13 protein-coding genes are annotated in these 20,305 nt (G+C 63.3%); 11 read left to right on the forward strand and 2 right to left on the reverse strand.

Features of this window, described 5'->3' with window-relative positions; translation table 11 throughout:
- Positions 1 to 247: 247 nt before the first annotated feature.
- A complete protein-coding gene (locus AYX22_RS05920) occupies positions 248 to 823 on the forward strand; it encodes a cupin domain-containing protein (protein WP_207596613.1) in 576 nt (191 codons plus the stop codon).
- 129 nt (positions 824 to 952) lie between these two features.
- Here AYX22_RS05920 and AYX22_RS05925 read toward each other — a convergent pair whose 3' ends face one another.
- The gene (locus AYX22_RS05925; protein ID WP_242703541.1) at positions 953 to 1,786 is read right to left on the reverse strand and encodes a DUF559 domain-containing protein; all 834 of its coding nucleotides are present in this window, start codon (positions 1,784 to 1,786) and stop codon (positions 953 to 955) included.
- A 191-nt stretch (positions 1,787 to 1,977) separates the two neighbouring features.
- Entirely contained in the window at positions 1,978 to 3,951 is a 1,974-nt protein-coding gene (locus tag AYX22_RS05930) for an APC family permease (protein WP_207596614.1), read from the reverse strand.
- Between the two features lie 221 nt (positions 3,952 to 4,172).
- On the opposite strand from AYX22_RS05930, the gene speB reads away from it, so the two are divergent.
- The 10 genes from speB to AYX22_RS05980 all read left to right on the forward strand — a co-directional run bounded on the left by speB (position 4,173) and on the right by AYX22_RS05980 (position 20,224).
- A complete protein-coding gene (gene speB, locus AYX22_RS05935) occupies positions 4,173 to 5,234 on the forward strand; it encodes an agmatinase (RefSeq protein WP_207596615.1) in 1,062 nt (353 codons plus the stop codon).
- Entirely contained in the window at positions 5,231 to 6,934 is a 1,704-nt protein-coding gene (locus AYX22_RS05940; protein ID WP_207596616.1) for a thiamine pyrophosphate-binding protein, read from the forward strand. The genes speB and AYX22_RS05940 overlap by 4 nt, the downstream gene beginning before the upstream one ends.
- Before the next feature lie 197 nt (positions 6,935 to 7,131).
- A complete protein-coding gene (locus AYX22_RS05945; RefSeq protein ID WP_207596617.1) occupies positions 7,132 to 7,614 on the forward strand; it encodes a MarR family transcriptional regulator in 483 nt (160 codons plus the stop codon).
- A gap of 8 nt (positions 7,615 to 7,622) precedes the next feature.
- Positions 7,623 to 9,749, forward strand: coding sequence for an MFS transporter (locus tag AYX22_RS05950; protein WP_207596618.1), 2,127 nt, complete (start codon positions 7,623 to 7,625; stop codon positions 9,747 to 9,749).
- A 256-nt stretch (positions 9,750 to 10,005) separates the two neighbouring features.
- Complete coding sequence (locus AYX22_RS05955; protein WP_207596619.1) at positions 10,006 to 11,739, forward strand: ABC transporter ATP-binding protein; 1,734 nt, start codon at positions 10,006 to 10,008, stop codon at positions 11,737 to 11,739.
- A complete protein-coding gene (locus AYX22_RS05960; protein WP_278251949.1) occupies positions 11,736 to 13,814 on the forward strand; it encodes an ABC transporter ATP-binding protein in 2,079 nt (692 codons plus the stop codon). Before AYX22_RS05955 ends, AYX22_RS05960 begins: the two co-directional genes overlap by 4 nt.
- 74 nt (positions 13,815 to 13,888) lie before the next feature.
- Positions 13,889 to 14,305, forward strand: coding sequence for a thioesterase family protein (locus tag AYX22_RS05965; protein ID WP_207597491.1), 417 nt, complete (start codon positions 13,889 to 13,891; stop codon positions 14,303 to 14,305).
- A 9-nt stretch (positions 14,306 to 14,314) separates the two neighbouring features.
- Positions 14,315 to 15,079, forward strand: coding sequence for a copper homeostasis protein CutC (locus AYX22_RS05970; protein WP_207596620.1), 765 nt, complete (start codon positions 14,315 to 14,317; stop codon positions 15,077 to 15,079).
- Between the two features lie 143 nt (positions 15,080 to 15,222).
- Entirely contained in the window at positions 15,223 to 18,288 is a 3,066-nt protein-coding gene (locus tag AYX22_RS05975) for a glycoside hydrolase domain-containing protein (protein WP_207596621.1), read from the forward strand.
- 1 nt (position 18,289) lies between these two features.
- Entirely contained in the window at positions 18,290 to 20,224 is a 1,935-nt protein-coding gene (locus tag AYX22_RS05980) for a DUF5107 domain-containing protein (RefSeq protein WP_242703542.1), read from the forward strand.
- Positions 20,225 to 20,305: the final 81 nt, after the last annotated feature.

Below are 20,305 nucleotides of genomic sequence, written 5' to 3' on the forward strand. Positions count from 1 at the left end.
CACGGAGGTTGGGGTTTTCGACGATACTCCTGCGAAGCGTCGAAGTCTCTGTGCTGATGGTTGGAGATTGGGGAAGGGTGTTGTGTGCCTCACAGACAACACTTGTTGCCTATGAGGATATGTTGTGATCGGAGTAACAGTCAAGATGCTTTAGTCACGGTTCCGCCGGTTCTGGTCCTGTTGGCTCGTCTCCCGGCTACTATTGCTCCAATGACAGGGCCAGATGACAGGCCTGAAAGGTTCGTGAATGAAGGCTCTCCCCGTTGAACCGAGCAATGTTCCCGTTGCCATCGGTTCCAGAATCCGCGCAGCCCGGCAGGCGCAGCGCCTCACCATTGAGCAGGTGGCTGATGCCACCGGGCTGACCAAGGGCTTCCTCAGCCGCGTGGAGCGTGACCTGACGTCGCCGTCGGTCGCTTCACTGGTCACCCTGTGCCAGGTGTTGTCGGTCTCTGTGGGTGACTTGTTCGCCGCCCCGGAGACGCACCTGACCAAGCGCGACGACGGCCCCCGTATCTCCCTGGGTGGCCAAGGCATCGTGGAGCGGTTGCTGACGGCCCGCTCCGAGCGCAGGCTCCAGATTTTGCAGGCCACCATTGAGCCGCGGGGCCGCGGGGAGAACGAGCTCTACGCCGTGGACTGCGACGTCGATGTCCTGCACGTGATCAAGGGCAGGATCAAGCTCATTCTGACCAACGAGGCATACGACCTCGAAGAAGGGGACACGCTCTCCTTCCCCGGCCGCGAACCGCACACGTGGATCAACCCCACGGACGAGACCGTCGAGGTGCTCTGGGTGTTGGTGCCGGCGGCGAGCCGCTAGGTTTTCCTGCCCTGCCCTGCCCTGCCCTTTCAGCTGCTGCTGCGCTCCTTCCCAGTTACCTCCCGTTCTGGGGGCCGGGTGGTGCGCTGAGCCTCGGGAATCCGGGGGCCGGCGGAAGGGAGTGGGCTGCTAACCGGGAGGGAGCGTACCGGGCCTTCGTGCAAGGACTGCCCTGACTTCTGCAACAACGCGGTCCGGCTCGAACCAGATCACCTCCGGTGGGTACCTCAGCACTGCATATCCGTTGACGGTGGAGGCGTTGTTCCGTGACAGGTCATTCCGCAGGGCCTGTCTACTGGAGTGGTACGCGAAGCCATCCACTTCGACAATGAGGAATTCCTGGAGAAGAAAGTCCACGCGCCCCACTCCAGGTATTGCCACCTGCGCGTCGAAGGCAATTCCGTGGGCGCGGAACAAGTGCTGCGCATCCACCTCAATAATGGATTCCGCACGTAGGTCGAGCTCGTGCAGAGCCTTCAGGGCCGGCCTCGACCTGTCCCCGCGAAGCTGCTCCTTAAGCAGTGCCAGGGGCACGCCGTGCAGCCGAATTGCCGATGTTGCCATGGCTGTTGACGCCGGAGCTTCCAGGCATGTCATCGCGTGAAGCACCACGTCCTCAATCGCTGCAACAGGGAGTGCGGCGTGGGGGTCGAAGCGCGCCGTTCTGTGCCTGATGAACCCGCTGCCGTGCCCGTGGTCGCAGGTCAGATGATGTTGGCTGGGGGCGGTCCTGAGCCAGAGGCCATAGTGCGATGCGGCGCTGGCGCAGGAGACAAGAGCGTTATTGCGGATGGCCGCAGCGAACTCGGGCCGGTGGTCACTGAGCATCAACACGCCCCGGCGGGGACGAATCGCTCCCCGGGACGTCAGTGACTCCACGTCCGAGCGGGAGAACCCTGCCCTGAGAAGTTGACCCGTGCGGGCTACTCCGCCGGCTTCCTGCAGATACTTCAAAGCGTCCATGCCTCCAGTCCAGCGGGATGGGGCAACTCCCGGAAGGCTCGATCTCCGGTATGTGGGTAAGTTGGCAGCGCGCTCCTCCCCGGTTGCTGGCCCTTCCTTGAGCACCCAAGGTCCGCCAGCCCCGGAAATCCGTTGGCCGGCGGCACCCCGGCGGCAACCAACCGGGAAGGAGCGCGCGTGGTAGCAGGCGGTCAGCCCACGTGCACCCACGGTCGGCGGGTGATGTCCGGCTCGGCTTCCCTCAGCACTTCCCGGGTCACCGGCGCGATCTCGCCTTCGCCGAAGAAGAGGAACTTGCTGAGGTTTGAAATCGGGTTGCCCTCGGTCCAACGGAAGTAGATGTGGGGCATGAATCCAGTGACGTCCCGGATGTGGAGCAGCACGGCCGCCACAGTGTTGGGGACGTTGTTGCTGTGTACTTCAAGGATCTTGAAACCGTGCCGGATCTTGCCCACAACCTGGAGTTCCTGTTCGAAGTCCGAGCTGTCATCCACAATGACCTCGATGAAGACGGCGTCGCAGTCGACGGGCAGGTGGCTGGCCTGCTGGGCGTGCTGTAGCTTCTCGCGGTACCTGCTGGCGCTGAGGTGTTTGGGTTCATGCGCGATGATCCGGACGGGTCCCTCGGAAGCATTGGCGGTGAATTCCAGGGCTTTCTCGTCCATTTTGATGTGGGTGGCCCGGAGCTCGAAGGCGCGCCGCATGCGGGAGATGAAGCTGACCACCATGATGCCCAGGATGAAGAGTGCCGCGATCTTCAGGCCGTCAGGACGCTCGATCGAGTTGACCACTGTGGTGTAGATGAAGACGAGGGAGATGATTCCGAAGCCGATGAACTGGCCACGTTGCTTCCTTCGGCGTGCGGACAGGGTGACTGCGATGGAAGCAGAGGTGATCAGGACCAGTACGCCGGTGGCATACGCGCCACCCTGGGCGTTGACGTCGGCCTGGAAGATGATGGTGACGATGAAGGCGATCACGGTGAACACCAGGACCAACGGGCGCAGTGCCCGGGCCCAGGCGGGGGCCATGCCGTAGCGGGGCAGGTATCGCGGAACGAGGTTCAGCAGCCCGGCCATGGCGGACGCTCCGGCGAACCAGAGGATGGCGATGGTGCTGACGTCGTAGACGGTACCGAAGCCGTCGCCGAGGAATTTGTGGGCAAGGTAGGCGAGCGCGCGGCCCTCTGCTTTACCACCGTCCTGGAACTCGGCGGCTGGAATCAGCATGACGGTGGTGAAGCTGGAGGTGATGAGGAACGAGCTCATGATGATGGCGGCCGTGGTGAGGAGCTTGTGGGCGCCCTTGATCCGGCCTGCGGGGTTGGCTTCGGTGTCTGTGGCGTGCCCCTTGATCTGGGGCATGACGGCCACGCCGGTTTCAAATCCGGAGAGCCCCAGTGCCAGGCGTGGGAAGACCAGAAGGGCCAGGGCGATCATCATGATGGGGTCGCCGTGGGAGGTGGTGAGTGCGGTCCACCAGTCGGTAATGACTCCGGCTTCGGTGAAGAGGTGGGTCATGGATACGACGATGACCACAAGGTTCAGTGCCAGGAACGCTGCCACCAGTACCACTGCCACATTGATGGCTTCCTTGAATCCGCGAAGGAAGACCACACCCAGCCCGGCGATCAAAGCCAGTGTAATGACAACGTGCTGGCCTTCCAGGAAGTGCGGCGCGAAGGGGTTCTCGATCAAGTGTGCTGTGGCGTCGGCAGCTGAGAGCGTGATGGTGATCATGAAGTCCGTGGCGGCGAATCCCAGGAGGGCCAGGACAAAGAGCTTGCCGCCCCAGCGGGGGAGGAGTCGTTCCAGCATGGCAATGGAGCCTTCGCCGCGAGGACTCTCGCGGGCCACACGCCGGTAGACGGGCAGTGCGCCGGCCAGGGTTGCCAGCACCAGGAGCAGGGTGGCCAAGGGGGACAGCAGGCCCGCTGCCAGTGCGGCGATGGCGGGCTGGTAGCCGAGCGTGGAGAAGTAGTCCAGGCCGGTGAGGCACATGACCTTCCACCAGGCTTGCGGCTTGTGGGCGTCCGACGGGCGGCCGTGGGGGCCTTGCCTCTTGCCCGAGGTGTCCGGCATTCCTTCCAGCAGCCAGGGCTTGAGCTTGAAGGAGTTCTTTGGCCGGTTGGCCGGATCGGCCGGAGGCCTCGACAAGGTGGTCACTGTGTCCTTTCGTGCAGCACGGTGCTGCTTCCGCAAGGAGCGTATGGCCGCTTTCGACGCCGGGACCCCGGTTTTTATGGAATCTTTACGCCCACTGTGACCGGCATCTCATGAAGCGCGCCATCAAAATCAATTTGTAAACAGGTGATGCATATTAGGCAACTTTGAGTGTATGATGGGTGTCACAGTTATCCCAGCTATCCACTAAGGAGTGGCGCATTTTGGAAGAGCTCCGTATTGAGGCCAACGGCAACCTTGGTCCCATCGATTCGTCCCGCATCCCGCGCTATGCCGGTGCCGCCACCTATGCCCGCCTGCCCCGCCTGGATCAGGTCTCCAAAGCCGACGTCACGGTAGTTGGCGTTCCCTTTGACTCCGGCGTCTCTTACCGCCCCGGCGCGCGCTTCGGCGCCAACCACGTACGCGAGGCCAGCCGCCTGCTCCGCCCGTACAACCCCGCCTGGGACGTGAGCCCGTTCGAGAACATCCAGGTTGCTGACGCCGGCGACATGGCCGTGAACCCGTTCAACATCAACGAGGCCATCGAAACCGTCCAGCAGAACGCCCTGGACCTCACGGCCAACGGCAGCAAGCTGGTCACCCTGGGTGGCGACCACACCATTGCCCTGCCCCTCCTCCGCGCAGCCGCGGAGCGCGCCGGTGAGCCGATCGCCATGCTTCACTTCGACGCACACCTGGACACCTGGGACACCTACTTCGGCGCCGAGTACACGCACGGCACGCCCTTCCGGCGAGCCGTCGAGGAAGGCATCCTGGACACCGAAGCCATCAGCCACGTGGGTACCCGCGGCCCGCTGTACGGCAAGAAGGACCTCGACGACGACCACCGCTTCGGCTTTGGAATCGTCACCTCCGCAGACGTCTACTACCAGGGCGTGCTGGAAACTGTGGCCAAGATCCGTGACCGCATCGGCAACCGTCCGCTCTACATCTCCGTCGATATCGACGTCCTGGACCCGGCCCACGCCCCGGGTACCGGCACCCCCGAGGCCGGTGGCATCACCAGCCGCGAACTCCTCGAAATCATCCGTGGCTTCCGCGGCATGAACCTCGTCGGTGCGGACATCGTAGAAGTCGCCCCGGCGTATGACCACGCAGAAATTACCGGTGTGGCAGGCAGCCACGTAGCCTACGAGCTCGTGACCCTCATGGCCGACAACGCCGTCGAAGGTGACCGACAAGGTGCCCCGAACGGTTATGCACAGCAGGCACTGGGCGCCCGCATCGCGGAGCTCGCCAAGGCAACGGGAGACCAGCGATGATTGATTTTGATCCCGGCACGGCAGCGCCCACCAAGGGGACCAACCAGCGCAACGGCGGGGACCTCGTCGTCGAGACCCTTGAAGCGCTGGGTGCGAAAACCGTTTTCGGTATTCCAGGCCAGCACGCACTGGGTCTTTTTGACGCCATGGGCCGCGGCAACCTCCACTTCGTCTCCTCCCGCGTGGAGAACAACTCGGCGTTCGCTGCCGACGGCTACTCCCGCGCCACCGGCGAGGTAGGTGTGCTGTTCCTGTCCACCGGCCCGGGCGCGTTGACGTCCCTGGCAGGTTTGCAGGAGGCCTACGCCACGGGCGTTCCCATGGTGGTTGTCGCCAGCCAGATCCCGCTCGATGGCCTGGGTGCACGTCGCAAGGGCATGCTGCACCAGCTTGATGACCAGAAGGCTTCGGCCGCGAACGTCACCAAGAGCCAACGACTGATCCAGCACGCCTCCGGTATCCCGTCGGCCATCCAGGACGCCTGGACTGAAGCGATTTCCTCGCCGCAGGGTCCGGTCTGGATCGAAATTCCGCAGAATGTCCTGCTGGACCCGATCATGGTGCCCCCGGTTGAGGACGCCCTCGCCGAGGCATTCGACAACCCGCCCCGCGTCGAGCTGATCCGCGAGGCCGTGAAGTGGCTTTCGACGGCGGAACGTCCGGCGATCATCGCAGGCGGCGGTACACGCCGTGGCCGTGCTGAGAAGTCGCTGCTCTCCATCGCCGAACAGCTCCGTGCTCCGGTCATCTGCACTCCGGGCGGCAATGGTGCGTTCCCGTGGACCCATGAGCTGTCCCTGCAGTCATGGATCGAGGACCGGTACATGACCGACGTCCTGGAAGACGCCGACGTCCTCATTGTGATCGGCTCGTCGCTGGGCGAAGTGACATCCAACTACTTCACGTTCGAACCCCGCGGCCGCATCATCCAGATCGACGCCGAACCCCGTGTCCTCGAATCCAACAGGCCGGGCCTGGGCATCCGTGCCGACGCCGGCCAGGCCCTCGCAGCACTGGACGAAGCCCTCGCGGCGGCAGGGGCCGCGGACAAGGTGACGCGATCCTGGCACGGCACCAGCCCGGAAGACGTAGTCAAGGATTCTCTGGCCAAGGTCAAGGCCCGCCTGGAATCCCAGGACCTTGCCAAGGAACTGAAGTTCATGTCGGACATCCGCGAGGCCGTCCCGGCCGACATGCAGACGTTCTGGGACATGACCATTTCCGCTTATTGGGGCTGGAGCTGCTGGGACGCCCGGCAGGGCCAGTTCCACTCCGCCCAAGGCGCCGGTGGCCTCGGCTACGGTTTCCCGGCTGCCATCGGTGGTGCCGTCGGGTTGGAGACCACGGGCAAACCGAGTCGTGTGCTCGCTGTATCCGGTGACGGCTCGTCCATGTATTCCATCTCCGAGCTCGCCACGGCCAAGCAGCACAACGTCCCGGTCACCTGGTTGATCGTGGACGACGGCGGTTACGGCATCCTCCGTGAGTACATGGTGGGCGCTTTCGGTCAGGCCACGGCCACCGAGCTCGCGCGCCCGGACTTCGTGAAGCTTGCCGAGTCCTTCGGTGTCCCGGCACGCCGGGTAGCACCGGAAGAAGTGGGGGACGCGCTCAAGGCCTCCTTCGAAGCGGACGGACCCAACGTCGTCGTGGTTGAAACACTGCTGAAGATGTTCGGCCCCACGCATTTGGACGACTAAACATCCCAAAGCAGCCAGCCCCCGCACGGAATACCGTGCGGGGGCTGCTTGCGTTGTGGGGCCTGCTCTGCGCCCCAATCCGGGGAGACAGAGCGCCGAGCAGGCCCCGCAACACCAGTCCAAGCCATCTTTAGTTTCCCAAAGCAATCAATCTGAGTTATAGTTGCTTTAGGCAAACAAAAAGAGGGGTGTTTTCCATGTCCGTCGGTTCGGCCACGGCAACAGATCTTGTTCATCAAATTTTCGACCTCCAGCGCACCCTACGTTGCGTGGTGACCGCCCACATGGCCCGCGTTCCCGACGTCGGAATGGCGCTCCAAGGGGTCATGCGGTTCATTGGCGAGGGGGAGGCCCGGGCTACCCAACTGGCCACACGCCTGGGCGTCAGCGCTCCGGTCCTGAGCAGGCATGTCACCGAGCTTGAGGACCTTGGCTTTGTGGTGCGGCGACCGGATCCTGCGGATGGCAGGGCCCAACTCCTCGCCCTGACAGAAAGTGGCGCGGCCAAGCTGCGCGAATTCGAAGAACAACGCAGCGTGAGACTGCGGGATTACCTGGCGGATTGGAGCGAGGCAGACGCCCTCGAGGCCTCCCAGGTCATCAACAAACTCACTGTGTCCCTCAAGGACTCAATCCGGGCAACGGCGGCCGGCTCCATCACAACACACCAGACAGCTTAGGAGCCACCATGGCCACACCAGCAGTTCAGAACACCAAGGCGGTGGACGCCTCAGTGAGCCCCGCGGCCAGCAAGGCCGCCGCGCCCATGACCCACCGGCAGATCATGGAAGCCCTCACCGGGCTCCTTGCAGCCTTCTTCACGGCGATCCTCAGCAGCACCATTGTTGCCAACGCCCTGCCCACCATCATGTCCGAGCTCAAGGGCACGCAGACCGACTTCGCCTGGGTCATTACCGCCGCGCTGCTTGCGAACGCGGCCACCACGCCCATCTGGGGCAAACTCGCTGACCTCTTCGACAAGAAGCTGTTGGTCCAGCTGAGCATCATCATCTTCGTGGCCGGTTCGGTGATGGCGGGCCTGTCCGAAACCATCCCGCTGCTGCTGACCGCCCGCGTCATCCAAGGTGTGGCGATGGGTGGCCTCACGGCCTTGGCGCAAGCCATTATCGGTTCGATGATCCCGCCGCGCGATCGTGGCAAGTACTCCGGTTACATGGGCGCCGTCATGGCTGTAGGCACCGCGGGTGGCCCGCTGCTGGGTGGATTCATCGTTGACAGCCCGCTCGGCTGGCGCTGGACGTTCTTCGTCTGCGTACCGCTGGCCGTCGTCGCACTCATCCTGCTCCAGGTGACCCTGAAGATCCAGCACATCAAACGCCCCGCCAAGATCGACTGGCTCGGTTCCATCCTGCTGACCTCCGGCGTGAGCCTGCTCCTGATCTGGGTTTCCTTCGCAGGCAACCCGGACTACTACGACTGGTTCTCCTGGCAGTCGGCCCTCATGGTGGGTGGCGGCGTTGCCCTGTTGGCCGTCCTGGTGTTCGTGGAAACCAAGGTTGCACAGCCGATCATTCCGCTGAAGATCATCTCCGAGCGCACCACGGCATTGGCCATTGTTGCCTCGGTTGCCGTCGGCATCGCCATGTTCGGTTCCTCTACCTTCCTGGGCCAGTACTTCCAGGTTGCCCGCGGTGCTACGCCCACAGAGGCGGGCCTGCTGACGCTTCCGATGATCGCCGGCAACCTGATTGGTTCGGTCGCATCCGGCATCCTGATCAGCCGCTTCGGTAAGTGGAAGAGGTTCCTGATCGCCGGCTCCGTCCTGCTGATCGGCGGGCTGGCGTTTGCTGGAACCATGGACCACACCACGGAACTGTGGATCGTGGCGATCTACACGGGCGTCTTTGGCCTGGGCCTTGGCATGCTGATGCAGAACCTGGTGCTGGCCGTGCAGAACACGGTCCAGGCCAAGGACATCGGAACGGCCAGTGCTTCGGTGGCGTTCTTCCGCTCGGTCGGTGGCGCGATCGGTGTCTCCGTCCTGGGTGCCATCATGTCCACCCATGTGAAAGACCTGGCCGTTGAAGGCATGGCGGCTGCGGGTATTCCTGTCCAGGGCGGTGCCTCCGGTGCCAGCATGGACCTGGCCGATATGCCCGCCCCCGTCGCCGACATCATGAGGGCTGCCTATGGCGACGCTACTGCCCAGATCTTCCTGATCTCCGCGATCATCAGCGTCGTGGCACTCCTGGCAGTGCTCTTCATCAAGGAACGGCCGCTGCGCCGAACCGTGGATGCAGCTCCGGAGAAGGAACTTGTTGCGACGGCCTCCTCGGACGCCGGGATGCCCCTGGACACGGCGTCGATGGACGCGCTGAAGGCGGAGGATCTGACAGCTGACGGTCTGACTGCTGACGGTCTGAACGCGGACGACGACGGCGCCGGCACCCTGGGTGCCGGGCGTCAGGTTCCGGTGGGCGAACGCCAGGTTCCGCACACCGAACGCACTACCTCCAGTCCGGACTCCGGCTCCGACCTGGATCTTGAGTTCGCCAGGATCCTTACGCAGGAACGCCCGCATGCGGGAAATGACGTGAGGGAAGTGCAGGAGCAACTGTCACGCACCCAGTACGTCCTGGCCGAACAGCAGTTGCAGCTGAGCCGTGCCAACGTAGAACTGCAGGCGAGGTTGCGGGAGCAGCAGGCCATCGCTGAACAGCAGGCCAGCACCGCCGAGGAACTCGCAGCAATCCGAAAGGAACTGAAACGGGAACGCCGGCAGCAGGAACGGATGGCGTTACTGCTTCTCCAAGGCGTGGAAGCGCGTCCGGACCACGGCAAGCACGCAGGCTGACACCGCCGGGCTGAAGAGAGGCGGACGGAAGCGCCGGCTGGGATTCCAGCCGGCGCTTTTTTGCTGTCTCCGGGCCTCTGGTGCCGGCTGCCGTCCGGTCACCTGCGACACGGCAAATACTCCGCTGGGATGATCTTTTCCGTAGGTTGTTTCGCCCGGGCAACGGATTTCGTAGAGTAGGGAGGCTAATACTGTCAGCCCTTGCTGCAACACTTCTCTTATCTCATTCGCGCACTTTTTCTAAGGACCCGTGGGCATGCTTGTCACCCTTATACGGCGCTATTCCAAGCCGTATTTGCCGCAGATTGTGGCCGTGCTGATCTTTCAGCTGGCGTCCACCATCGCCACGCTCTATCTCCCCAGCCTCAACGCCAGAATAATTGATGAGGGAGTGTCCCGAGGCGACACCGATTTCATCTGGCAGACGGGTGCGCTCATGCTCGCCGTCGCCCTTGGGCAGGTGCTCACTGCCATCGTCGCCGTGTACTTCGGCTCCCGCGTTGCCATGGCGATCGGTCGGGATTTGCGCCGCAGCGTCTTCCGTCAGGTGAGTAGTTTCTCCGCCCAGGATGTCAACAAGTTTGGTGCTCCCACACTGATTACGCGTGGAACCAATGATGTCCAGCAGGTTCAGATGTTGGTGCTCATGGGCCTGAACTTCATGGTGTCCACGCCTATTATGTGCGTTGGCGGCATCATTATGGCGCTCCGCGAGGACCTCAACCTCTCCTGGCTCGTGTGGGTTTCCGTTCCCGTCCTGGTAGCGGTTGTGGGCTACCTTGTGGTCCGGCTCATGCCGCTTTTCCGCTCCATGCAGACCAAGATCGATGCCATCAACGGCGTGCTGCGGGAGCAGATCATCGGTATCCGGGTGGTTCGCGCTTTTGTGCGTGAACCCCACGAGGCCAAGCGCTTCGGCGATGCCAATGACGACCTCACAGCTGTATCCGTGAAAATCGGCAACCTGTTTGTGCTGATGTTCCCGGCCATCGGCATGATCCTCCACCTCTCCACTGCTGCCGTTCTCTGGTTCGGCGGCCAGCGCGTGGACTCCGGCGAGATGCAGGTGGGTGCGCTCACGGCATTCCTCCAGTACCTGCTGCAGATCCTGATGGCCGTCATGATGGGCACGTTCATGGCCATGATGATCCCCCGCGCGTCGGTTTGTGCAGACCGCATCGGCGAGGTTCTCGATGTCGAGCCGTCCATCCACAACCCCAGCTCGCCCGTGGTTCCCGCAGAGAAGAAGGGACGCGTCGAATTCCGGGACGTCACCTTCAAGTACCCCGGTGCCGAGGCTCCGGTGCTGAGCAACATTTCCTTCACTGCTGAGCCGGGCAAGACCCTGGCCATCATTGGTTCCACGGGTGCCGGCAAGACCACCCTGGTTTCGCTGCTGCCGCGACTTTACGATGTCGCCTCCGGCGAAGTACTGCTCGACGGCGTCCCCGTCACCAACATGGATGCCTCGGAGATCACCAGCCGGGTATCGGCCGTTCCGCAGAAGCCGTATCTGTTCTCCGGAACCATCGAGCACAACCTGCGCTTTGGCAAACCGGACGCCACTGACGAGGAACTCTGGGATGCCTTGGAAACCGCCCAAGCCAAGGGCTTCGTGGAGGAAAAGTCTTCGGGCCTGAACAGGCGCATCGCCCAGGGCGGAACCAACGTCTCCGGTGGACAACGCCAGAGACTCTCCATTGCCCGTGCCTTGGTGACGAAACCCAACGTCTACCTGTTCGATGACTCATTCTCTGCCTTGGACGTCGCTACGGACGCCCGGCTCCGAAAGGCCCTGAAGGCCAAAACCCGGGATGCGACGGTCATTATTGTGGCCCAACGTGTCTCCACCATCGCGGACGCGGACGAGATCCTTGTGCTGGATAACGGCAGGATCGTTGACCGCGGAACGCACGACGAACTGCTTGAGACGTCACCCACGTACCAGGAAATCGTTGAATCCCAGCTGAGCGTGGAGGAAGTGGCATGAGCGAGCAGGACCAGCAGAAGAAGCGCGGCTGGGCTGCCAAAGCACAAGCCGCAAAGGATGCCAAGGCTACAGCCGAGGCTGAAGCAGCAACCGAAGCACTTGACGACGACGACTTCGTCGAAGAGGAATACGTCCCTTCAGAAGCCGATGGCGGCATGTTCGGCGATGTCCCGGCAAAGAAGGCCAAGGAGTTCTGGCCGTCCGCCAAGCGACTCATGGGCTTGCTCAAGCCCGAGGCCGTTGGCGTGTACATCGTGATCGGGCTCGTCATCGTCTCGGTGGTCCTTAACGTGATCGCCCCCAAGGTCCTGGGCAATGCCATGGACGTCATTTTCGGGGGCGTCATGGGCAAGCAGATCCCTGAGGGCGTCTCCAAAGAGCAGTTCGTGGAACTTATGCGCCAGCAGGGCGAGGGCAACTTTGCGGACATGGTCTCCAAGATGGAGCTCACCAACGGGATCGACTTCCCCAAGCTGACGTTCCTGATTTCGATCGTGCTCCTCATGTACTTTGTAGCCAACATCTTCCTGTGGGCCCAGGGGTGGTTGCTCAACAGGATCGTCATGCGGGTCATCAAGAAGCTCCGCAACGACGTCCAGGCCAAGCTCAACCGGCTTCCGTTGAACTACTTCGACACCCGCCAGCGCGGTGACATCCTGTCCCGCGTCACCAACGACGTCGACAACGTCCAGCAAGGCCTCCAGCAGGCGTTCTCCCAGTTGGTCAGCTCGGTGCTCACGGTCCTTGGCATCACGGTCATGATGTTCATCGTGTCCTGGGAGTTGGCGCTGATTGCTTTGATCGCCCTGCCGTTGTCCGGCATCGTGGCAGGTGTTATTGGTGCCCGCAGCCAGAAACTCTTCGCGGCACAGTGGAAGAACACCGGCGCATTGAACGGCCAGATCGAAGAATCGTTCTCCGGCCACGACCTCGTGAAGGTCTTCGGGCGCGATGCCGACATGCTGGAGCGTTTCGACGACAAGAACGAGGAACTCTACAAGGCCTCCTTCGGTGCGCAGTTCGTGTCCGGCGTCATCTTCCCCGCCATGAACTTCGTGTCCTACCTGTCCTACGTCGGCATCGCCGTGGTGGGTGGCCTCCGGGTTGCGTCGGGCTCCATGAGCCTGGGCGACGCCACGGCATTCATCCAGTACTCGCGTGAGTTCACCCAGCCCCTGGGCCAGATCGCCGGTATGGCGAACATGCTCCAGTCCGGCGTGGCCTCTGCCGAGCGCGTCTTCGAGTTCCTTGATGCTGATGAAGAAGTCGAAGAAAACGGCACACGTCACCTGCCTTCCAAGACCGATGGTCACGTTGAGTTCGAGCACGTCTCGTTCAGCTATGTGGAGGACAAGCCGCTCATTGAGGACCTGTCCTTCTCGGCTGAACCTGGCCACACGGTGGCCATCGTAGGACCCACGGGTGCCGGTAAGACCACCTTGGTGAACCTCGTGATGCGTTTCTACGAGCTCAACGCCGGCCGGATCACCTTGGATGGCGTGGACATCAAGGACCTCACCCGTTCCGAGCTTCGGTCCAAGGTGGGCATGGTGTTGCAGGATGCCTGGCTCTTCGGCGGGACCATCTACGACAACATCAAGTACGGCAACCTGGACGCTACAGAGGAGCAGATCATGGAGGCGGCCAAGGCCACCTACGTGGACCGCTTCGTCCGTGCACTGCCTGACGGCTACCAGACGATCATTGACGAAGAAGGAAACAACGTCAGTGCTGGTGAGAAGCAGCTGATCACGATCGCCCGGGCCTTCGTCTCCGATCCCTCGTTGCTGATCCTGGACGAAGCCACCAGCTCCGTGGATACCCGCACCGAACTGCTGCTGCAGAAGGCCATGGCTGCCCTCCGCACGGACCGGACGAGCTTCGTGATCGCCCACCGCCTCTCCACCATCCGGGACGCAGACACCATTTTGGTCATGGAGAACGGCAAGATCGTGGAGCAGGGCAACCACACCCAACTGCTCGCCCTCCAAGGCGCGTACTACCGGTTGTACATGTCGCAGTTCGCCGGCGAGGAAGAGACCGCTGTGAATGATTCGACGGCGGTGCACAGCTGAGTACCGATTCATTGAAGACCGGGCAACCTGCACGGGATTTCCTTGCACCCCAGCGCATTGAGGTCCTTGTACCCATGCGCTGGGGTGACATGGACGCTTATGGACACATCAACAATGTGCAGATCGTTCGCATGTTGGAGGAGGCCCGCATCGCAGCCTTCGGGCCTCCCCGCGGCGCGGGACTTCCCGGCGTAGAGCCTCCAGCTGCCCTGTTCAACGACGTTGAAGAAGGCATCATGACACTCGTGGTGGAGCACAAGGTCCGGTATGTCCGGACCTTGGAGTACCGCAACATTCCGGCTGTCGTGGAGATCTGGGTTGGTGCCGTCAAAGGCGCAAGCTTCGATCTTCACTACGTCATCAAGGACCCTGTTACGCGGGAGGATTGCGTCAAGGCCACCACACACTTGGCGTTCGTTGCCGAGGACACCGGCCGGGTCCTCAGGCTCACTCCCGGGCAGAAGGAAAAGTTGGAGCGTTACCGCGCGTAGAGTTTCAGCATGAAACTTGAAATTGCCGTGGTCAGTGCCGCTGGTGCGGGTACCGCTGCCGCTGAGGGAGCCCACCGGGTGGAGCTCTGCAGCAGCCTGGAACTGGGTGGCATCACGCCCAGCCAGGGGCTCATGGAAGCCAGCATGGAGCACGTTGACGGCCGTCTGGAGATCCATCCGTTGATTCGCTCCAGGCCCGGCGACTTCCGGTACTCAGCCTCGGACGTGGACACGATGGTCCATGAGATCCGCCACCTTCTGGCGCAGGGCGCCCATGGGGTGGTGGTGGGGGCGCTGACTCCGTCCGGAGATTTGGACGTTCACACGATCCAGCGCCTGGTGGAAGCCGCCAGGGCGGCCAACCCCGGAGCCCAGCTGACCTTTCACCGGGCCATCGATCAATCCAAGGAACCGTTGGCCGTGCTGGAGCAGCTTGTTGAGCTGGGCTTCACCAGAGTCCTGACGTCCGGACACGAAGCCACCGCTGGTGCGGGTCTGAAGACCTTGGCTGCAATGGCAGAACGGTCCGGGGGTGCCGTGGAAATCATGGCTGGTGGAGGATTGACCCTTGAAGACATCCCTGCCATGCACGCCGCGGGCCTGTCCGCCGTTCACTTGTCCGCCAAGAAGACGGTATCCACCCTCGGGGATGGTGCCATCTCCCTTGGCGCCCAGGATGGGGCAGACCCCACTGCCTACACCGTCACCGACCGCGAAGTGGTTCGTGCAGCAAAGGCGATGGTGAACGCGCTGGACCTGGCCGCCGCAAGATAACCCGGCGTCCACCGTCTTGGGGCAGAAATCCCAGTAAGTACGCATCGCAATAACCCTTTACGAGCCCTCTGAAGGCCGGGATGATGTAAGGATTCACCAACGTGGTGAAAAGCCCCGGACGCTACCCTTCAGGAGTCCCAGCGATGCCGCTGCCCACGCCGGTTTCACCGGCCGTCACGTCCCCACCCATCATCACCCCAAGCAACAGGACAACAGGCCACCCGGAGGTGGAATGTGGCCTGGGGGCATGGGACAAGCTGCTCTATGGAAACCACCGATTCGTCGTGGAAGTTGTGGAAGCCCCCCACGGCGCGGGTCAGGCCCACAGGGTGGTCCTCCCATGGCGTCGACAGGACAAGGACCCGGCGTCGGTGGACGTCATCGTCGTCTCGGAAAGGACCGGTTCCAGGGTCCGGAACGTGATCGTGGAAGTGGCCACCCGTGAGTCCGGAAGCATCGTTTTCGAAGCGATCGACGGCCACGGGATTTATTTCTTCTATTACTTGCCTTACGCCATGCTGGGGAAGCCCCACTACCCCCAAGCTGAGTACCTCCCGCATCGTCCATCGGCAGAGCCTGGGTGGGCCGCCGGCGTCGTGCCTTCACCGTGGTGGCAGGCGGCTGACGCCGAACATCCGGACAACGAACTACCCCAGGCAACCGTCCTCCGCTATGAAGCCGCCAGCGGACGCGACTCCTTCGCTCCGATGAACTTCACGGCCCGGGCGGACGAGGTGGAAGTACTCAACACCAGACATGCGGGCGAGGCTTTCCTGCTTTTCCCCGAGGACCGGCTGAATCCGGTCTCCATGCAAGGGGATCTGCCGGCGCATTGGGTCATCAATGGACCGCAGCGGAGCTTCCACGCGAGTGCAGAACCGGGGGAGGACTACGTGGTCCAGGTGGGCCTCTACTCGCTGGAGGATCTGCACGGCGTGAGGGTCGACGTCAACTCGTCGGCCGGCGGTCATTGCCTCAACACCGATGGCGTAGACCGTCTTGGGAAGCCGTGGCACACCAGCCTGGCTGTTCCGGCCGGACAGGTGCAGGCGCTGTATGTGATTCTGCCGGTCCCCCAGGAAAGAGCCGGAACCACTCTGGAAGCGTTGCTGAGGGTCACTGCCGCCGGCCAAGCGGCCCAAGAGGTTGAGGTCAGGCTGGACGTGGCCGCCGACAGCGGTGCGGACCCGGCGGTTGCCGCCGGCGGCTTCGGCGATCCCCGTTTGCTGCGCCGCTTGGCGTGGCTGGATTCGCGGGTGGCCCAGGATGCGGAGCTCGTCAGCCCTTTCACGGCCATCACGCTGGACCAATCCAGCAGGACGCTGGGGATTCTGGGCAGGTCCCTGCGGTTGGCGGAGTCGGGACTCCCTGCGCAGGTGACGTCGACCTTCACCGCCGCCGTGACCGCAACGGACGGTCCCGACGTCGAGCTCTTCAGTGGCCCGATACGCCTGGACGTCGACGGCATCGAATGGAGCCATGCACCCATAACCTTCACAGTGGAAGGGCCGGCGCGGATCTCGTGGCGATCCACGTGGACGGGGCTGAAGGAGGCCAAGGCCGTGTTGGCTCTGGAGCTGAACGGCGTGCTCGACGCCGAAGGAGCGGTTTCGTACTCGCTGCGGCTCAGTCCCGGGGGAACCACGGACGTGAACGACGTCGGCCTGCAGCTTGAGTTTCAAGAGGCTGCGGTTCCGCTCGCGATGGGCCTGGGACTTCCCGGCGGGCGGCGTCCGGAGTCCTTGGACTGGACGTGGGACGTGGCGACGAAGAACCAGGATGCGCTATGGCTCGGGAACGTGAACGTGGGGATACAGGTGGCCCTTCGGGATGGGAGCTACGAGCGGCCTCTGAACACCAATTTCTACCGGGAAAAGCCGTTGGTGGAACCGGTGTCCTGGGCCAATCGGCAGGAGGCAGGCGGCGAAAGCACAGTCCGCGGCGGGGTCACCCTCCGGACCGGCGGGGGCTGCGTGACACTGAACGCCTTCAGCGGCGCCCGGACGCTCGCGGCGACCGAGCCACTGGACTTCAACTTTCGCCTGCTCCTGACACCGTTCAAACCACTCCAACCCGGCCGCCACTTGGCCAAGCGCTACTTCCATCAGCCTGCGGCCCCCGCGGACATCTCAGCTGCCGGAGCCACGGTAGTCAACGTCCACCACGCCACGGCACCGGCGCCCTATATCAACGACCCCCTGCTGACTGCGGACCCGCTGCGGAAGTACATCGACGAATGCCACCGGCACGGACTGAAAGCCAAGGTGTACAACACGGTCCGTGAGCTCACGTTCCACAGCCCGGAGTTATTGCCGCTGCTGCAACTGGACCACGAGATCTTCAGCGACGGCCGGGGCAAGGGACACATCTGGCTCCAGGAGCATGCCGGGAACGGCTACGTGTCCGCCTGGTTCGCTCCTGATGTGAAGGACATCGCAGTGGTGACCACGGGTGAGTCCCGGTGGGAGAACTTCTATGTTCGCAGCTTGCAGGAGCTGGCCAGCGGGGAAGATGGGATCGACGGCATCTATCTTGACGACATTGCCTACGACCGCCACGCGATGCTTCGGGTCCGCAAGGTCCTGGAGAGGGCCTGCCACGCCCGGGGCGTTGACGGTCCCGAGATAGACCTTCACTCGGCAAACCAGTTCACGGCGCACGACGGGTACGCGTCCTCGGCCAATCTGTACATGGAGCAGCTTCCCTATGTGGACAGGCTCTGGCTGGGGGAGTATTTCGACTATGACTCCACCGATCCCGAGTATTGGCTGGTGGAACTGTCCGGCATTCCGTTCGGGCTTATGGGCGAGATGTTGGAAGGCGGCGGCAATCCGTGGCGGGGAATGGTGTTCGGCATGACCGGCCGGGCGCCCGCCGTCGACAACCGGCCGCTCTGGGAGTTCTGGGCCGAAACCGGGCTGGAGCACGCCCACATGCAGGGGTTCTGGGACCCGCAATCACCCGTGCGGTCCAGCCATCCGGACATCCGGGCCACCACCTGGCTCACGGAACGCGGAATGGTGGTGGCGCTGGCTTCCTGGGCCAGGCACACTGAACACGTGAGGTTGCTGTGCGACGACGTCGCTGCCGCCACCAGCCGCATCATCGCCCCGGCGATCCCCGGTTTCCAACCCGCCGCGAGCTATGCGCCCGGCGATTCCATCACACTTGATCCGCAGCGCGGCCTCCTCCTCACGATCGGATACTGACGTGGACACCACCACCAGCTCGAACCTCACCGTCACCACCATTTCCCTGACCATGGCCGAGCTCGGTCCGCTCAACCCGTTGCCCGTGGTAGCCGCCGAGCTTGACCAGCCCTACACCGTGGGCGAAGGAGTATCGGAGGAACTCCAAGCGTCGGCCCGCTACGGTGTGGTGCCCAACATTTACCCGTATCTCATGCAGGACGGGTACAGTCGCGAGGCGGCACCCCGGGAGGTTCCCGCCGTCGTGCTGGAAAACAGCAAGCTGAAGGTGACGGTCCTCCCGTCCTTGGGCGGCCGCATCTGGGAACTCTTCGACAAAGCGACCGGCAAGCAACTCCTCCACACCCACGATGCGCCGCAGCTGGCCAACATCGCGCTGCGCAAGGCATGGTTCGCGGGCGGGCTGGAATGGAACATCGGCACCCGCGGCCATTCGCCCACCAGTTGCGATCCGCTGCACACGGCGATCGTGCACACCCCGGACGGAAAACATATCCTGCGCATGTGGGAGTTCGAACGGCTGCGGGAAGTGGTGTTCCACGTGGACGTGTGGTTGCCGGAGGACTCAGCCGTTCTGTTCGCCGCTGTCAGGCTGCGGAACCCCAATGACTTTGACGTCCCCATGTATTGGTGGAGCAACGCCGCCATCCCGGAAACGGACCGCACCCGCGTGATCGCGCCGGCGGACGAGGCCTACGGCAGCGACTACACCACGGACATCACCCGCGTCCGACCCACCGCTCACGAAGGCTATGACGGCACGTGGCTGGTCAACAGTCCGCACGCGGCTGACTTTTTCTTCGACATCGACCCCTCCGAGCGGCGTTGGGTTGTGGCCGCAGACGACGACGGCGATGGGCTGGCGATGCTGTCAACGGACCTCCTGAGGGGAAAGAAGCTCTTCGTGTGGGGCCAGGGCCAAGGCGGGAAACGGTGGCAGGAGTGGTTAAGCCCCGGTGCCGGGCCCTATGCCGAGATCCAGGCTGGGTTGGCCCAGACGCAGTTTGAACACCTGGTGATGCCAGCCGGCGCGGAGTGGGCGTGGGTAGAGGCGTACGGGAACGGGCATCTGGATCCGGACGCGTCGCATGGCACCGACTGGGACGCCGCGGTGGCACACGCCGGCGAACGTTTGGAGCAGCTTCTGCCGCACGACGTACTCGAAGCGATGCTGCCCGCAGCCATTGCCGACGCCAACGTCCCACCGTCGACAATGCTGCTGCGCGGCAGCGGGTGGGGCGTGGTGGAGCGTGCGCGCCGCCTGAAAACAGGCAGGGCGTGGATCGATGAGACCGGAACCCCATTCATGGATGAGAGCGTCACAGGGGAGCAGGAGCCCTGGCTTGGGCTACTGCAAGGAAAAGCGTTCGACGGCGCGCCCAGCTTCGTCACCGGGGCGGACTGGGAGGAGTTGCTGGCACGGCAGGACAGCCCTGGCGCGAAACTGCATCTGGCCACCATGAGGCACGCCCGGCAGGACCTGGAGGGTGCGAAGGCTGCCTACAGCGAGGTGCTGGCCACGGACGCCACGCCGGGGACAAAGGCGCTCGCACATCGTGGGCTGGGATTGGCGCTGCTAGCCGGCGGCCAGGACACGGAAGGGCTCGCCGAGCTCAGGAACGGAGTGGACAGCGACCCTTCAAACGCAGCCTTGCTGACCGAAGCCGTCACCCTCAGCATCCGGCACGGTGACCCGGCCATGGCGCTGGAACTGAGTGCATCGGCGCCCAAGGAGGGGACCGGCGTCGGACGTTTGCGGTTCCTGAGGGCCTTGGCGCTTGCACGAACCAGAAATTCGGGGGAGGCGGCCGCGATCCTGCGTGAGGGCGTGGAGATTCCGGACCTACGTGAAGGTGAAGACGCCATCGCGGCCCTGTGGGAAGAAGTCTGCCCGGACCAGCCTGTTCCGGCTCCTTACCAATTCGGGATGCACTGACCCCTGCCCCGGTGTGGCCTCCCGCACATCCGGGTCAATGTCTGAAAGCGTGTTCTGGACGAATCAGCGACGACGAACGGA

It is taken from the genome of Arthrobacter sp. D5-1, assembly GCF_017357425.1.
GTDB lineage: Bacteria > Actinomycetota > Actinomycetes > Actinomycetales > Micrococcaceae > Arthrobacter.

What these genes read in the sequence shown, in the direction of transcription:
- AYX22_RS05920 (WP_207596613.1), top strand. Translation starts at nt 248, where the DNA reads ATGAAGGCTCTCCCCGTTGAACCGAGCAATGTTCCCGTTGCCATCGGT.
- AYX22_RS05925 (WP_242703541.1), bottom strand. Translation starts at nt 1,786, where the DNA reads ATGGACGCTTTGAAGTATCTGCAGGAAGCCGGCGGAGTAGCCCGCACG.
- AYX22_RS05940 (WP_207596616.1), top strand. Translation starts at nt 5,231, where the DNA reads ATGATTGATTTTGATCCCGGCACGGCAGCGCCCACCAAGGGGACCAAC.
- AYX22_RS05945 (WP_207596617.1), top strand. Translation starts at nt 7,132, where the DNA reads ATGTCCGTCGGTTCGGCCACGGCAACAGATCTTGTTCATCAAATTTTC.
- AYX22_RS05950 (WP_207596618.1), top strand. Translation starts at nt 7,623, where the DNA reads ATGGCCACACCAGCAGTTCAGAACACCAAGGCGGTGGACGCCTCAGTG.
- AYX22_RS05955 (WP_207596619.1), top strand. Translation starts at nt 10,006, where the DNA reads ATGCTTGTCACCCTTATACGGCGCTATTCCAAGCCGTATTTGCCGCAG.
- AYX22_RS05960 (WP_278251949.1), top strand. Translation starts at nt 11,736, where the DNA reads ATGAGCGAGCAGGACCAGCAGAAGAAGCGCGGCTGGGCTGCCAAAGCA.
- AYX22_RS05965 (WP_207597491.1), top strand. Translation starts at nt 13,889, where the DNA reads ATGCGCTGGGGTGACATGGACGCTTATGGACACATCAACAATGTGCAG.
- AYX22_RS05970 (WP_207596620.1), top strand. Translation starts at nt 14,315, where the DNA reads ATGAAACTTGAAATTGCCGTGGTCAGTGCCGCTGGTGCGGGTACCGCT.
- AYX22_RS05975 (WP_207596621.1), top strand. Translation starts at nt 15,223, where the DNA reads ATGCCGCTGCCCACGCCGGTTTCACCGGCCGTCACGTCCCCACCCATC.